Below are 15,696 nucleotides of genomic sequence, written 5' to 3'. Positions count from 1 at the left end.
TATGGCAACTTCAGCATAGAAAAAATTCTGTATGCTATTCCAAACAAAAATAAATCTCATTATCATTGTAATACATATTAACTACGGAGTGTTCTATGCGTAAAGCAGGTATTTTTCTAAGTGTTTGGCTGGGATTAAGCGTATTACTCGTCACAGGTTGCAGCAGTGATTCCCACGATGAAGTTAATCTTTACTCTGCCCGAATTGAATCGCTGATCAAACCGTTGCTGGACGATTTCACCGAAGAAACGGGCATCAAAGTCAATCTGGTTACCGGTAACGCTGATGAGTTATTGCAACGCTTACAAAATGAAGGGCGTAATACACCGGCAGATATTTTATTAACAACCGATGCAGGCCGTTTGCATCGGGCAATGGAAATGGAACTGATACAACCTGTTGAATCAGATACTCTGAAGCAACGTATTCCATCGTCATATCGCCACCCTGAAGATTACTGGTTTGGTTTATCGCTGCGCGCACGTCCGATTATGTATGTGAAAGATCGCGTTTATCCTGCAGAACTTTCAACTTATGAAGCGTTGGTGGAGCCTCGCTGGAACAACAGAATCTGCGTGCGTTCTTCGAGCAATATCTATAACCAGTCAATGGTTGCCTCCATGATTGTTGCAAATGGCGAAGCCGCAACAGAAGACTGGGCAAAAGGACTGGTGGCCAACTTTGCACGCTCGCCGCAAGGTGGTGATCGTGATCAAATTAATGCAGCAGCAGCGGGTCAGTGCGATATCGTGATTGCCAATACCTATTATCTTGCCGGTATGTTAACCAGTAATGACCCCAAGGAAAGAGAAGCCGCTGAAAAGATGGGGGTTTTCTGGCCCAATCAGGATGATCGTGGTGTACATATCAATGTTTCGGGAGCCGCCGTCATTAAAGATGCCAGACATCAGGAAAATGCCATCAGACTGATTGAGTTTCTGACCAGCGATGCTGCCCAGAAATGGTATGCAGAAGCCAACGGTGAATATCCTGTTAGAGCAGATATCGAAAAAGGCGAACTACTGGAACAATGGGGAGAGTTCAAAGCCGATCCTCTGGTCATGGATAAATTAGGTGAATTTAACGCGGATGCACTGCGCTTGATGGATCGTGCAGGTTGGCAATAAGCGTTTCCATGCGTAAAGTTGGCAGTTTTGTCAGACGAACTGCCAATTTTACAATTCCATGTTATCAATAAGCCAATACCGTCCATATCCGCTATTCATTCTGGTAATGGCAATCATATTGTCAATGCCGGTAATAGTGGTATTGGCCCATGTTTTTGTCCCCAGTGGCGATATCTGGCAACACCTGAGCACTACAGTTCTCCCCGACTATATCCGTAATTCTTTATTATTAATGCTGGGGGTGGCCATCGGCACCCTGTTAATTGGGGTAACCACCGCCTGGCTCACTACCATGTGTCAGTTTCCCGGACGCAGTGTTTTTGAATGGGCACTATTACTGCCTATGGCCATGCCCGCCTACATTATTGCCTATACCTATACCGGCATGCTGGATTTTGCCGGGCCGGTACAGATGGCCTTACGTGACTGGTTTGGCTGGCAATATGGTGATTACTGGTTTCCCCAGATCCGTTCATTAAATGGTGCGGTGGCCATGTTGACGCTGGTGCTTTATCCTTATGTTTATCTGCTGAGCCGTGCCGCATTTCTTAATCAATCCATCTGCGTTCTGGATGTCAGTCGAACACTGGGTAACGGGCCGTGGAAAACGTTCTGGCGCGTGGCACTGCCGCTGGCTCGTCCAGCAATCATTGCCGGTTTATCATTGGCTTTAATGGAAACCCTGGCAGATTATGGCACCGTACAGTTTTTTGGTGTCAGCACCTTTACCACCGGTATTTTCCGTACCTGGTTCGGTATGGGCAGTGCCGCTGCGGCAGCTCAGCTGGCTGCCGGACTCATGGTATTTGTGTTTGCCCTGATAATCGTGGAACGCTATTCACGCCGCAAAGCCCGATATCATCACACCAGCCGTCGGCATCAGGATCTACGTCGATTTCAATTAACCGGAAGCCGTGCTTTACTGGCATTTTGTTTTTGTATGTTGATACTCAGTCTGGGCTTTTTATTACCCGCCATACAACTTCTTAGCTGGACCATTCATGTGGCTGATACCGTGATTGATGCCGCATTTATGAGATTACTGATGAACAGTCTTTCACTGGCTGCATTTGCTGCAGTACTGGCATTAGTGTTAGCCATCATAATGGCCTACGCCCAGCGGCTCTATCCCGGTAAATTAGTCAGTGGCGCTGTTCGTGTGGCAGGTATGGGTTATGCCGTTCCGGGTGCCGTTATTGCGGTTGGGGTGATGATTCCTTTTGCCTGGATTGATAATACACTTGATGATCTGGCTCGCAGCCATTTTGACTTTTCCACCGGGTTATTACTCAGCGGAACTCTGGTCGCAGTTACCTTTGCCTACTTGACACGGTTCCTTGCAGTCTCATTACAAACCGTTGACAGTGGTTTGACGCGTATCACGCATTCCATGGATGAGGCTGGCCGATCATTTGGTTTTCGACCATTACAGATTCTCAGGCAGATCCATATCCCGATGTTAAGTGCCTCATTAATGACGGCATTATTGCTGGTATTTGTTGATGTTTTAAAAGAATTACCCGCTACGCTCATTTTGCGACCATTCAACTTTAATACCTTAGCGGTAAAAGCCTATGAGCTGGCTTCCGATGAACGTTTGGCAGAAGCCGCTCCCGCAGCACTGGCTATCGTCATTGCAGGTATTATTCCGGTCATACTACTGAGCAAAACCATTACCCGATCACGCAAGCTTAAAGTGGCAATTGATGAAAACTGATACCACAATGCACACATCCCAATTACAGGTAAACAATATCAGTATCGGCTATGCGGGCAGGCCGGTTGTGGAAGGCGTTTCCTTTCAATTAAAAGACGGTGAGATTGCCTGTTTACTGGGTCCTTCGGGCTGCGGTAAAACCTCAGTGTTAAGAGCCATTGCCGGCTTTGAACCGGTTATGCAGGGCAATATTGTATTGCATGGTAAAACGGTCAGCTCCGCTGATTTTTTCCTATCTCCGGAAAAACGCCGAATCGGTATGGTGTTTCAGGACTTTGCTTTGTTTCCACATCTCACTGTCGCGAAAAATATTGGTTTTGGTTTGCAAAAACTGCCGCGAAAACAACGACAGCAACGTGTTGACGAACTGCTTGAATTAGTCGAGTTGGTCGATTCTAAAGATCAATATCCGCATCAACTTTCCGGTGGTCAGCAACAACGCGTGGCACTGGCAAGGGCCATGGCTCCTCGTCCCGATATTCTGTTACTGGATGAACCGTTTTCCAGTATGGACTCCGATTTACGTGAACAACTCGCTCGTGATGTGCGTGACTTACTGCGACGTGATGGTGTGACTGCGATTATGGTGACGCATGATCAGCATGAAGCCTTTGCCATGGCCGATCAGATCGGCGTACTGGGACAAGGTAAACTGCTGCAATGGGGAAATGGTTATGATTTATATCATCGCCCGGCCAGTCGTTTTGTCGCTGATTTTATCGGACAAGGCGTACTTCTCCCCGGAGAGATTATTGCTGATAACAAGGTCAGCACAGAACTGGGCATTGTCAGCGGTAAAATGACGTCCGATGCGGCTACAGGCCAGAAGGTAAATTTGCTGCTACGACCGGATGACATCATCCATGACGATAATAGTCCGTTAAAAGCCGAAATTGTCGCCAGGGCTTTTCGTGGCGCAGTTTATCTCTACACCCTCAAACTGCAAAGTGGCCAACAGATTTTGTGCCTGGTGCAAAGTCATCATCAGCATGAGATCGGTGAATTTCTTGGAATTCGTCTGGAAGCGGACCATTTGGCCGTGTTTTCAGATTTTCCCTGAATAGACCACGAAAATATGTGTGAGGTAGTACCAAGGTACTATATCTACTTGCTGCAATATCTATAAATTATGCATCGTAATTCCCACCCCCCCCTGCCCCTGGAGGCGCAAACCTGTATGCAAAAAATCACCCTTATCAAAACCGTGTTGTTGTTTGTAACAGCTTCATTAAGCGTCACTGCTAATGCGGCATCATTATCTTTGACTGGTACAGTAAACTATAACGCTAATGGCTTTAAGGGAACGGTTTCTCAGGTTGAAAATATCAATGATTTTATGCCTGGCGCTTCAGAAGGCTTTTATGCCGCCAAACCTAATCCAAATGCAATGAATGCTGCGCATGTGCAAACCGCAATATCTAAAGCAGGATCCAGCTTTGTGGTAACGGATTTTTTCAAAATTGAAAATCCCGCTTCGAACGATTTGAATACATCTCCACTAGGGCTGTCATTTTCCGGGTTCTTAATGAAATACGGCACAACTACTTTAATTGGTCTTTTCAATACCCCAATTTCCAGCCTGGATTTCTTAACACACGATGGGAAAGACGTTTCACATATTGCCTATTTCAACACCTCTGTTTCAGAAGTACCTTTACCCGCAGCTTTATGGTTATTTGCTCCGGCTTTAATGGGTTTTTTAGGGTTAAGACGTCGCATGATTCAATAAGCTTTCCCCCTTTACACAAAGAGCCGTGTTTATCACGGCTTTTTTTTGCATTTTATTTCTACAGCCAAACTTTTCAATCATGACTGATTTCTTCCGTTGCCGTTGTCGATAAACTTCCTTTTTTCTCTTTCCTTTCGGCGGTTCCATTTTAGAATCCACTGAAAATTCTCATGATTTCTTTTAGCACACTCATAGGGGTGGGAAATTTTCATACAAAAAATAGGGAATTAGTACCAAAGAACACTATCCAGGCGATTCACAACGGTCTAGATTATGAGATGTAGTACACAATAATATTAACAACCGCTGGGGGGCATTTTATGAAAATTTCTAGTTATATTAATACGTTGTTGGTTGCATGCCTGACAACATTGTCATTGACGGTTAATGCAGCAACATTATCACTTATAAATCCTGTCAGTTATCCAACAGGAGGTTCTCCGGGTAACACTGGAACCATTTCAACAGTGGTGAATATCACTGACTACATGCCCGGTGCATCGCAAGGTTATTACATAGCCGATGCTATTCCTAATGCGGTGGATGGATCTCAATTACAAACCGCTTTTAATGCAGCAGGTGTCGGTTTCACTGTCACTGACTTTACTAAAATTGAACCACCTCCTGCAGGTAATATGTTTGACTCTTCATCGCTGGGCCTTGCATTTGAAGGCTTTTTAATGAAAGTCGGGAATTTTACTCTGGTAGGTTTATTCGATACGCCCATTACCTCATTGTTTTATAACAATGATGGTCTCGGTGGTATCTCTCATGTGGCCTACTTCAATACTTCTCCTGTATCAGCTGTGCCAATACCTGCTGCACTGTGGTTATTTGCCCCAGCATTATTAGGCTTTCTGAGCTTCAGACGCCGCCTTGTCAAATAAGGCACTTCATCATCATTCAAAGCCGTGCCCAGCACGGCTTTTTTTTATCTTTCACTCTGGCAACCACAAAATCATTTCCCCAGAACATAAGGAGTCTTAACAACATGTAAAAATATCAACATACCACTCATAATAGTTGCTATGGTCTTGCTAAACTTCAAAAAAGAAACCATCCCCAATGAACAAATCCAAACCCTGAACAGATGAAAAGTTATATTTATTGGATTGTGAATAGCTGAACATGATGAATTGTCTACAATTTGGCTTAGCCCCTTTTCAGCTTTTATTTATCAGGCTCTTATGGCTATTCATATTACTTATTCCTGCGACCGGTATTGCCCAGCAACAATTTTCGGGGCAGTGGTATGAAGTCGACTCTGAATGGCAATTTCCTGAGCAGCCTGTTAAGTCCATTAATGCGCCATCACTGACCGGCGGGCAATTTGTCTTCAATTCTTCTTTCGAAATCACAGATTCAGATCAAACTATTGTCATTGATTTTAAAAATGCCAGTGTATTAGGTCATTTTCATCACTATATCTCCAATGCGACAGGGAATATTGTTGCCGAAGCGAGCGGGGGAATTGAGTCGGAAGTAAAAAATACGTTTTTTATGCGTCATGGACGAGAATTCAAACTTCCCCCTGGTCGATATCAGCTCACGACACAACTGGTTTCTCCCTATTTTATTGCTGAGCCTCAGCCTTATTGGGACACATTGTCACATTACCGCGAGGCCATAAAAAGGGGCAGCGTCATTACGCTGGTCAGCATGGGCGTATTGATCAGTCTTGGAGTGTATTACAGCATTCTGGCGTTAGTCCGAAGACGCACCACTGAAATCATGTATACCTTTTTTATCTTGATGAATGTGATTTACAACGGTACTGCCCTGTTAATTACCCCTGACCTGTTCAATATCCATTGGTTTTATTTTGTCGGTGGTCCTATTTTATTAAGTAACTTTGCCTATATCCTGTTTGCCAAGCATTTATTACAGATAAGGGCTGATACTCACCCCAAACTGGATCTCCTGGCCAAACTGTTTTTGCTGATACTTGCTGTGCTACTTGCTACCGCCATATTCAATAAACACCTGATCATCGAATGTGCCCGCTATGGTGTCGGTTTAATGATGCTTTATGGATTGATTGCTGCACTGGTGCGAGCCTTTGAAGGTTATAAAATCGCCTATTTTTATCTGGTAGCTATTGCCACCTTCTTTGTTATTGGCTCAATAGCCATTTCCAGCAAGGATCTGGAAGGCGTCTACACTATCTATATTGAGCATATTGGTCTGTTAGCTGTAACAGTGGAAGTGCTGCTGATTGGCTTGGTTCTGGGCTACCAGTTCGCCGAAGTTTATCGTGAAAAAGAACGTAACCTGGTATTGGTACAGCACAGTTTGCAAATTGCCCATCATGATGCATTGACTGGTCTCCCTAATCGTTATGCCCTGGATATTTCCATGGAAAAACTGCCAGAAAACGGGATGTTAACGTTACTGGACATGGATAACCTGAAGCTTTATAACGACACCTTCGGGCATCTGAAAGGTGACGAAATGCTGCAGATGTTTGCCCGAATCCTGTCTGAAAAACTTGGAAATCTGGGGGTACTGCACCGTATGGGAGGTGATGAGTTTGCCATCACCAGTAATAGTATTTCCTATGCAGAAAATATCAGAGAGGTCATTTCAGAAACCATCAGTTACATGCGACAGAACGGATTTGAAAAAGCCGGCGTCAGTCATGGCTCAGCGAATATGGTAGAAAGCATCAATATTAATGAGCTCAGAGTACTGGCAGATAAACGCATGTATCATCAAAAACGTACTAATAACCGTCAATGGGCTTAGAACAGGCCTGAGAAATGCTTAATAAAAAAGAACGCTACCATTGTCTGCTGACCATCAGATGCAGCCAAACAGCCTCATTACGTAACTGGGCATCATTGCCGAACGGTAGTTCAGGATTGGTGTATTCCACCTTTTTACGGAAATCGTACTCAATTCCTCCAAAAAGCGTCCATTGTGAGTTGTACTTGTAGCTACCGCCAAAAGTCAGGTGATGGTCGAAAATACCGGCAACCACAGGGTTGGTATGTTCTTTGGGAATCGGGTTTTTACCGTAGTTATATCCTGCATATAAAGTCAGTTTATCGTTGTATTGATAGGCCATACCAGTGGCAAAAACCAATTGATTATCCCAGTTCATGGTTGAAGTACTGTTAATGTCAGCTAAACCAGCGATGGAAGGATCCGTCGCCCTTAACTCGGTCTTTTTCATCGCATCAGACCAGTTTATCCAGTTTAGTTTTAGCGATAGCAGCAGTTTGTCATTCATCTGATAGGCTGCGCCAACACCAATCTCTTCTGGTAAAGCCAGTCCTTTCAATGAAACATCATCGTATTTCACCACTCCGAGTCCGGCGCCGGTCATATTAAGTTTAAGCTCACCATCCGTTAACGGCAGCTCTGTTTTACCTGTATAAGTTGCCGCTAAAGTAAGTCTGGGAGTTGCCCGGTATTGAATACCTAATTTAAAGCTGGTGCGTAAACTGCTGGCATCTTCAATCTCGATACCCGCGAATGTTGGCGGTGCAGAGGTATCAGCAAAGATCTTTTGTTCCGCCTGCGCATAAACCAAACCGAAACTACCGCCGACTGACCATTTATTATTGACTTCACATCCTATGCCACCGGTCAGCTTGCCCACGGCAAACAAGCCCGAATAGTCATCTTGCGTACCAAAAGCCGTATTCAGGTTTTCAAACACTCCGCCTGAACCGCCTTGTGCAAATAGCCCTGCCCCGACAGTACACGCTATCGTTTCCAGTTTCTGTGCATAGCCCATACCGCCCAAACCGGTGTAGAGATTACTGGCATGCCGGTCATTACCGAATTGATCCTCATGCGATAAATCCGTTATCCGCAGTAAGGAACCGTAAGTATCAAAATGTTTGTTATGGATTTGAGTCAGGCCGGCCGGATTGGTGTTCAACGCACTGGTATCACGGGCAACAGCTATATCCGCACCCGCCATTAAAGTGGACTCAGCGCCAAAACCAATTAGATTAATACCGTTAGTGGCATGGCTGGCACCAGCAAAAAGCGCTAGAGAACATAGTAATATTTTTTTCATTGGATGCTCATAAATCCGCTGCGCTTTTCATTCGGCCATTCAGCGTTATTTTAAAGGCAAAACGCTTTATCGACGTTCTGAAGATACAACTCAGTAGCGGCCAAAACTATGGTTTATTTAGAGTTGGTTATGTGATTAATCAAACAACGATTTGTCATCAGGCAAGGAAAAATTGCCAGAATATTCCGTGCTTATTATCTTGAGGAATTATTCGATGTTCTGGATCTGTTCCCGCATCTGTTCGATCAATACTTTCAAATCGACGGAATAACGTGTGGTATCGGTATCAATGGATTTGGATCCCAAGGTATTCGCCTCACGGTTGAGTTCCTGCATCAGGAAATCCAGTCGGCGGCCAACCGGTTCATCACGCTGCAGAACGCGTTTGACTTCATCCACATGACTTTGCAAGCGATCCAGCTCTTCGGCGACATCACTTTTCTGGGCGATCAATACAATCTCTTGCTCAAGTCTTTCGGGCTCCAGTGTGACTTCAAGCTCTGCAGCTTTTTGTAACAGACGTTGGCGCTGTTGCTCGAGGATCTCTGGCATACGCTGTTTTACCGCTTCAGCGATTTGCAAAATTTCTTCGCAACGCTGCTGGATCATTTCTGCTAATGCCTGCCCCTCCCTTTCTCTGCCACTGATAAAGTCCGCCAACGCAATGTTCAAAGCATCCACGGCCTGTTGTTTCAATGCCGTTAATTCAACTTGTTCTGTATCGGCGACACCAGGCCATTGCAATAACCGTAACGGATCAAGCGGCATGGTCTGACCTGCCATTTGTGTCAGTTGATCACAGGCATTAATAACCGATTGCGCCAGATTTTCATTAATATTCAGCGCCGTTTGCTGCTGAGAAGGATGATATCGCAGGGTGGCTTCTATCTTGCCGCGCGCCATGCGTTCAGCAAAAATTTTACGGATATCTATTTCCAGCGGTCGAAATGATTCTTCCAGTCGCAAAGCAAGCTCTAAATAACGGTGATTAACGGATCGGACTTCCCAGATAAGCGTACCGAGTTCAGTTACTTGTTCCTGGCGGGCAAAGGCGGTCATGCTTCGTATCACGGTATTTTTCCTGTAGCGGTTAAGCGCCTATGGTAACGAAAACTCAACGTAAAAAGCACGCGTGAGTTGGTTGGCATCAGTATAATCATTGTATTTTACGTAAAGGATAAAGCAGATGCGTCCAAGTGGCCGACAACCCGATCAACTCCGCGAGATCAGTATTACCCGCAACTACACAAAACATGCGGAAGGCTCGGTGCTGGTCGAGTTTGGTGACACCAAAGTGTTATGCACAGCCTCGGTTGAAGAACGTATACCGCCATTCTTACGCGGCATGGGTGAAGGTTGGATTACCGCCGAATACGGTATGCTACCGCGTTCTACAGGTTCACGAATGCAACGTGAAGCGGCCCGCGGTAAACAAGGTGGGCGTACCATGGAAATTCAGCGATTGATTGGGCGTTCTTTACGTGCAGCGATTGATTTAAAAGCGCTGGGCGAGCGAACGATCACCATTGACTGTGATGTCATCCAGGCTGATGGTGGCACACGTACCGCTTCCATTACCGGTGCCTTTGTAGCGTTACATGATGCGATTGACTATTTAATTAAAATGCGCAAAATCAAGAAAAGTCCCTTGCATGGTCAAGTAGCTTCTGTTTCAGTAGGTATTCACAATGGTACTGCCGTTCTGGATCTCGATTATGCGGAAGACTCCAATGCCGAAACGGACATGAATGTTGTGATGAATGACGCCGGGGCATATATTGAGTTACAGGGCACTGCGGAAGGTCATGCCTTCAGGACGGATGAACTGCAGTCCATGCTGGCTCTTGCTACAACAGGGATTGAACAACTGATGACTAAACAACGCGAGGCATTGGCAAACTGATGTCTAAAATCGTTCTGGCCAGCGGCAATATCGGTAAGCTGAGAGAGCTATCACAGATCCTCAGTCCTTTGGGTTTAGAGCTGATCGCACAATCTGATTTGAATGTTCCTGAAGCCGATGAAACAGGTCTCAGTTTCGTTGAAAATGCGCTCATTAAAGCCCGTAATGCATCGCTGCTGACTGGTTTACCGGCGATTGCCGATGATTCCGGAATTGAAGTTGATGCATTACATGGTGCGCCGGGCATTTTTTCATCACGTTATGCCGGGCCGGATGCCTCCGATACCGATAATATCCAGGCATTGCTCGAGGCAATGAAAGATGTGCCCGAAACGGAACGAACGGCCCGCTTTCAATGTGTAGTGGTGTTCATGCGTCATGCTGAAGATCCGACACCGCTGATTTGTCAGGGCAGCTGGCAGGGACAAATTCTGCAAATGCCAATGGGTGATGAAGGTTTTGGTTATGATCCGGTTTTCTGGGTTTCCGAAACCGATTGCACTGCGGCAGAACTCTCTCCGGAACAAAAACATGCGATCAGTCATCGTGGTAAAGCGATGCGTCAATTTATGGAAGAATTTAAATATACCCGTCATCAACCTTAATCGACATCACATGTTCACAACGCATTCAATACCACAGTTGTTCAGCCTTGCAGACTAAAACCATTCAGGCTGATAGTGCCATGTTCAACTTCACTGCTTTGCCACCGCTAAGCCTGTATATCCATGTGCCCTGGTGCGTACGTAAATGCCCCTATTGCGATTTTAATTCACATCAGGCCGGTGAAACGATTCCTGAAACAGCCTATATCGACGCATTGATACGGGATCTCGAACAGGATCTTCCTCTGGTCTGGGGACGTACAATTCAAAGCATATTTATCGGCGGTGGTACGCCCAGTCTGTTCAGTGCTGAAGCCTACGACCGCTTATTTTCCGCTTTGCGTGCGTTATTGCCTATCCGTGCCGATGCGGAGATTACTCTGGAAGCCAACCCCGGTACCTTTGAAGCTGCCAGGTTCACCGACTATCGTGCCGTTGGTATTAATCGTTTATCAATCGGCATTCAAAGTTTTAATGGTGACTCATTGACAGCCTTAGGCCGTATTCATGATGGCAAACAGGCTATTCGTGCAGCAGAAATTGCACATCACGCCGGCTTTGATAATTTCAATCTGGATTTAATGTTTGGCCTCCCCAAACAAACCGCAGAACTTGCCAGAAAAGATGTGGAAATGGCGATTACCCTTGAACCAACTCATATTTCCTATTATCAGCTGACCATTGAACCCAATACTTTTTTTCATCAGTCACCACCACCATTACCGGATGATGAACCGATCAATGACTGGCAACTCGCCAATCAGCAACGGCTTGCTGAAGCAGGCTATCTGCAATATGAAGTGTCGGCCTATGCCAAAAAAGGCTGCCAGAGCCGTCACAATCTCAACTACTGGCAGTTTGGTGATTATCTGGGTATCGGAGCCGGAGCTCACGGTAAAGTCTCCAATGCGGCCACACAGTCCATTGAACGTATCGTTAAACAAAAACAGCCCCAAGCCTATCTGGATCTGGTCGATAGTCCACAACGTATTCTGAAACAAGAACAGGTTGGCATTAATGACATTGGGTTTGAGTTTATGCTTAATGCATTACGGTTGACGGATGGTTTTGCCCCATCATTATTTATGCAACATTGTGGGATGCCGTTGGCGACGATAAAGAACCAACTCGCTGAAGCTGAAGAACGGGGATTGATTGAGTATTCCGTTAAGTGGATTCGACCTACGGAATTAGGTCAACGTTATTTAAACAGTTTAATTGAACTATTTTTGCCGCAATAATATGCTGGCACAGGTATTTAAGGGAGTCACCACCATGCTGCAACGCCATCTTCTGGCTGCGGGAATCACATTATTAATGACCATGCCATTACAGGCTGATGTTTTATCCATTGCCGAACCCACCTATAACACCCCGAATTCCGAGTCTGGTGTGCTTCGTCCTACACGTGGGATGACGATGCAACAAGTCGAACAAAAATTTGGGACAGCAGAGCAGCAATTTGCCCCAAAAGGCACACCAGCCATTACACGCTGGCAATATTCGCAGTTTGATGTGTACTTTGAAAACCAGCTGGTGATTCACTCGGTGGTTCAGCGAAAACCAGAGTAGCGAAGCAAGGTATTTAAGTCTCGCCCAGAAAACGGCGTTTTGCCCATGCCGGTAATGTGCCGACCCTGGCATGATGAAGTGAATCCATTTCAATCACAATCAATATCAGCACACTGACCAATGTCGGCAAAAAGCTCAGTCCTCCGACAAAGGCAAAAGCCGCCTCTTTCATCAAACCAAGATAGGTATAACTCAACCAACCCAACACGGCAATGCTGACAACCACCGTTAATACAATGGCAAAGAAAAAGCTCCAGCGCCGGGCGATCTGCCAATGTATATAGACAAACTCACTCTCCTCACGTTTGATACGACTGGCTCGTATAAACGTGTAACCGAGAAACAAAAACGATAACAACGGCACCAGCACTATAAACTCAAAATAACTCTTGCCGGTTGCGGCAATCGCCGTAAACAGCAGGATATGATTCGCAATCAGATTAGTTAAAAAGATATCGTGCGGCATTCTGGCCGCCGTTCTTTCATGTTCCTCTGGTGCCGTTATTTCAGTCATATTATCTGGCCAGGTTGTTGATGATCGCCTCGCGTACTGAGTCCAATGTAGCATTTACGGTAATCACAGGTGAACTACTTTGCTTGATGGCAATATCCGGATCTTTGAGACCGTGGCCTGTCAGTGTACAGACAACGGTACTTCCTTCTGGAATCTTACCGGTTTGAATATCACGCAAAGCACCAGCGACGGATGTTGCGGAAGCGGGTTCGCAGAAAATACCTTCTTTTTCGGCCAGTAATTTTTGTGCCGCCAGGATTTCTTCATCAGAGCATTCATCAAACCAGCCCTGAGATTCTTCTTTGACTTTCCAGGCCATATCCCAGCTCTGCGGATGACCGATGCGAATTGCTGTCGCAACTGTTTCTGGATCATCCACCATGGCACCACGCATAAACGGCGCGCTACCATTTGCCTGATAACCGACCATTTTGGGGCGATTACCGACAATAGCCCCACCGGCATATTTACAATGTCCATGGCAGTAGGCACAGGCTTCGGTGACATGATCGCCGCTGGCTGATGAGTACTCACAATAGCCAATCCAGTGCGCGGTGATATTACCGGCATTACCCACTGGCAGACAATGATAATCGGGAGCACGTCCCAGTTCTTCAATAATCTCAAACGCCGCTGTTTTCTGTCCTTGCAGACGATATGGGTTAATTGAATTCACAATGGTGACCGGAGCATGTTCTGCTACATCTTTGACTAATTGCATACCTTCATCAAAGTTACCTTTGATTTGAATCACAACAGCATTGTGCATCATGGCCTGAGCCAGTTTACCCTGGGCGATTTTGCCATCCGGAATAATGACGAATGCGGTAATACCGGCACGCGCCGCATAAGCCGCCGCAGCAGCAGACGTATTACCGGTAGAAGCACAGATAATCGCTTTACTGCCCTCTTCGACGGCTTTCGTTACTGCCATGGTCATACCACGATCTTTGAAAGATCCGGTTGGGTTCAGACCTTCATATTTGACGTAAATATCAACATCTTTACCAATTAGTTTGGGGATGTTGTTCAGCTTTAATAAAGGCGTATTACCTTCACCAAGACTGATAAGACGAGTGTCATCGTTGACCGGTAAACGGTCACGGTAACGATCAATCAAGCCAGTGTAGCGTGGACGAAATGGCATAAATGTTTCCTCTTTAATTCTTTAACGGGCGTTTAAATCAGCCCAGCGATTCCATGCGAATACGCATGATCGCATCCTTAACAGTGTCTAATGCTTCGATTTGAGCGATAGCTTCATCCATATTTTTTTCAACTACCGGTTGGGTCAGCATGATGATGGGCACGGTACCTTCTTCTTCTTCCGGTTGTTTTTGTAATATCGCTTCGATATTGATGTCCTGCTCACTAAAAATGCGGGTAATGTCTGCCAACACGCCGGGTTTGTCTTCCGTGTTGATTCGCAGGTAGTAAGAAGTAATTACTTCAGACATTGGCAAGATTGGTGTGTCCTTTAACGAATCAGGCTGGAAAGCCAGATGCGGTACACGATTTTCCGGATCCGTGGTCAAGGCTCGAACAATATCCACGATATCTGCAACCACGGCTGATGCAGTCGGCTCAGCACCGGCACCGGCTCCATAGTACAACGTTGGTCCTACCGCATCGCCTTTTACTACCACGGCATTCATTACACCATTTACGTTAGCAATCAAACGACGTTTTGGAATTAATGTCGGATGAACCCGCAGCTCAACCCCTTGTGCTGTTTTTTTGGCAATCCCCAGATGTTTGATGTGATAGCCCAATTCTTCAGCGTACTGCACATCTTCCTGGGAAATTTTGCTGATGCCTTCGGTATAGGCTTTATAAAACTGTAACGGAATACCAAATGCAATAGAGGCCATGATAGTCAGCTTGTGTGCCGCATCAATGCCTTCGACATCAAATGTCGGATCCGCTTCGGCATAACCCAGCGCCTGGGCTTCAGCCAGTACATCGGCAAAGTTACGGCCTTTATCACGCATCTCGGTAAGGATGAAGTTGCCGGTTCCATTAATGATACCTGCCAACCATTCAATCCGATTTGCTGCCAGACCTTCGCGGATGGCTTTAATAATAGGAATACCGCCAGCTACCGCCGCTTCAAAAGCAATGGTGACGCCTTTTTCCTGCGCCTTGGCAAACAGCTCATTACCATGCATGGCGATTAACGCTTTGTTGGCAGTAACAACGTGTTTGCCGTTTTCAATCGCTTGCATCACTAAATCGCGGGCAATACCAGTGCCACCAATCAATTCAACGACAATCTGAATTTCCGGGTCATTGACGACTGAAAAAGCATCATCGGTTAAATCAATACCAGTGAGGTCACAGGTTTTGGGTGAATCCAGATTTTTATCCGCTGCACGCGTAATTTCGATACCACGGCCAGCGCGACGGCTAATTTCTTTAGAATTTCGCTTTAAAACACTGACAGTACCGCTACCAACAGTGCCTAAGCCAAGAATACCAATTTTGACTGATTGCACTTTT

The 15,696-nt window shown here is 45.8% G+C and carries 15 protein-coding genes; 10 read left to right on the top strand and 5 right to left on the bottom strand.

Annotated features, from left to right (window positions below; genetic code table 11):
• Positions 1 to 95: 95 nt before the first annotated feature.
• From B2337_RS03170 to B2337_RS03145, 6 genes are all read left to right on the top strand, one after another.
• The gene (locus B2337_RS03170) at positions 96 to 1,127 is read left to right on the top strand and encodes a Fe(3+) ABC transporter substrate-binding protein (protein ID WP_292413968.1); all 1,032 of its coding nucleotides are present in this window, start codon (positions 96 to 98) and stop codon (positions 1,125 to 1,127) included.
• 106 nt (positions 1,128 to 1,233) lie between these two features.
• Positions 1,234 to 2,844 carry an ABC transporter permease gene (locus B2337_RS03165; RefSeq protein WP_292363962.1) on the top strand — a complete coding sequence of 537 codons (1,611 nt, stop codon included), beginning with the start codon at positions 1,234 to 1,236 and terminating at the stop codon, positions 2,842 to 2,844.
• A complete protein-coding gene (locus B2337_RS03160; protein WP_292413967.1) occupies positions 2,834 to 3,904 on the top strand; it encodes an ABC transporter ATP-binding protein in 1,071 nt (356 codons plus the stop codon). The genes B2337_RS03165 and B2337_RS03160 overlap by 11 nt, the downstream gene beginning before the upstream one ends.
• Before the next feature lie 117 nt (positions 3,905 to 4,021).
• Positions 4,022 to 4,573 (top strand): VPLPA-CTERM sorting domain-containing protein, encoded by a 552-nt coding sequence (locus B2337_RS03155; RefSeq protein WP_292362225.1) that lies wholly within the window; start codon positions 4,022 to 4,024, stop codon positions 4,571 to 4,573.
• A gap of 320 nt (positions 4,574 to 4,893) precedes the next feature.
• A complete protein-coding gene (locus tag B2337_RS03150; RefSeq protein ID WP_292413966.1) occupies positions 4,894 to 5,460 on the top strand; it encodes a hypothetical protein in 567 nt (188 codons plus the stop codon).
• Positions 5,461 to 5,701: 241 nt separating this feature from the next.
• Entirely contained in the window at positions 5,702 to 7,318 is a 1,617-nt protein-coding gene (locus tag B2337_RS03145) for a GGDEF domain-containing protein (RefSeq protein WP_292413964.1), read from the top strand.
• A gap of 34 nt (positions 7,319 to 7,352) precedes the next feature.
• On the opposite strand, the gene B2337_RS03140 is transcribed toward B2337_RS03145, so the two are convergent.
• On the bottom strand, positions 7,353 to 8,603 hold the full coding sequence (locus B2337_RS03140; protein WP_292362221.1) for an OmpP1/FadL family transporter: 1,251 nt from the start codon (positions 8,601 to 8,603) through the stop codon (positions 7,353 to 7,355).
• A gap of 207 nt (positions 8,604 to 8,810) precedes the next feature.
• On the bottom strand, positions 8,811 to 9,662 hold the full coding sequence (locus tag B2337_RS03135; protein ID WP_292414122.1) for a YicC/YloC family endoribonuclease: 852 nt from the start codon (positions 9,660 to 9,662) through the stop codon (positions 8,811 to 8,813).
• A gap of 127 nt (positions 9,663 to 9,789) precedes the next feature.
• Here B2337_RS03135 and rph point away from each other — a divergent pair, with 127 nt between their 5' ends.
• The 4 genes from rph (at position 9,790) to B2337_RS03115 (ending at position 12,683) form a co-directional block, all read left to right on the top strand.
• On the top strand, positions 9,790 to 10,506 hold the full coding sequence (gene rph / locus B2337_RS03130; protein ID WP_292362220.1) for a ribonuclease PH: 717 nt from the start codon (positions 9,790 to 9,792) through the stop codon (positions 10,504 to 10,506).
• A complete protein-coding gene (gene rdgB / locus B2337_RS03125; RefSeq protein ID WP_292413963.1) occupies positions 10,506 to 11,111 on the top strand; it encodes an RdgB/HAM1 family non-canonical purine NTP pyrophosphatase in 606 nt (201 codons plus the stop codon). Before rph ends, rdgB begins: the two co-directional genes overlap by 1 nt.
• A gap of 80 nt (positions 11,112 to 11,191) precedes the next feature.
• Positions 11,192 to 12,352 carry a radical SAM family heme chaperone HemW gene (gene hemW / locus B2337_RS03120; protein ID WP_292362655.1) on the top strand — a complete coding sequence of 387 codons (1,161 nt, stop codon included), beginning with the start codon at positions 11,192 to 11,194 and terminating at the stop codon, positions 12,350 to 12,352.
• A gap of 34 nt (positions 12,353 to 12,386) precedes the next feature.
• On the top strand, positions 12,387 to 12,683 hold the full coding sequence (locus tag B2337_RS03115) for a hypothetical protein (protein WP_292362218.1): 297 nt from the start codon (positions 12,387 to 12,389) through the stop codon (positions 12,681 to 12,683).
• Positions 12,684 to 12,696: 13 nt separating this feature from the next.
• On the opposite strand, the gene B2337_RS03110 is transcribed toward B2337_RS03115, so the two are convergent.
• From B2337_RS03110 to B2337_RS03100, 3 genes are read right to left on the bottom strand one after another with little or no spacing between them, the layout of a single operon-like run.
• A complete protein-coding gene (locus B2337_RS03110) occupies positions 12,697 to 13,197 on the bottom strand; it encodes a hypothetical protein (RefSeq protein ID WP_292362217.1) in 501 nt (166 codons plus the stop codon).
• A gap of 1 nt (position 13,198) precedes the next feature.
• Positions 13,199 to 14,344, bottom strand: coding sequence for a threonine synthase (gene thrC, locus B2337_RS03105; RefSeq protein WP_292413962.1), 1,146 nt, complete (start codon positions 14,342 to 14,344; stop codon positions 13,199 to 13,201).
• Between the two features lie 37 nt (positions 14,345 to 14,381).
• The gene (locus tag B2337_RS03100) at positions 14,382 to 15,692 is read right to left on the bottom strand and encodes a homoserine dehydrogenase (RefSeq protein WP_292362214.1); all 1,311 of its coding nucleotides are present in this window, start codon (positions 15,690 to 15,692) and stop codon (positions 14,382 to 14,384) included.
• Positions 15,693 to 15,696: the final 4 nt, after the last annotated feature.

This window comes from Methylophaga sp. UBA3192, from assembly GCA_002363955.1.
Lineage (GTDB): Bacteria > Pseudomonadota > Gammaproteobacteria > Nitrosococcales > Methylophagaceae > Methylophaga.
Note: the sequence above shows the minus strand (reverse complement) of the source record. Positions and strands in the feature narration are given on the sequence as shown.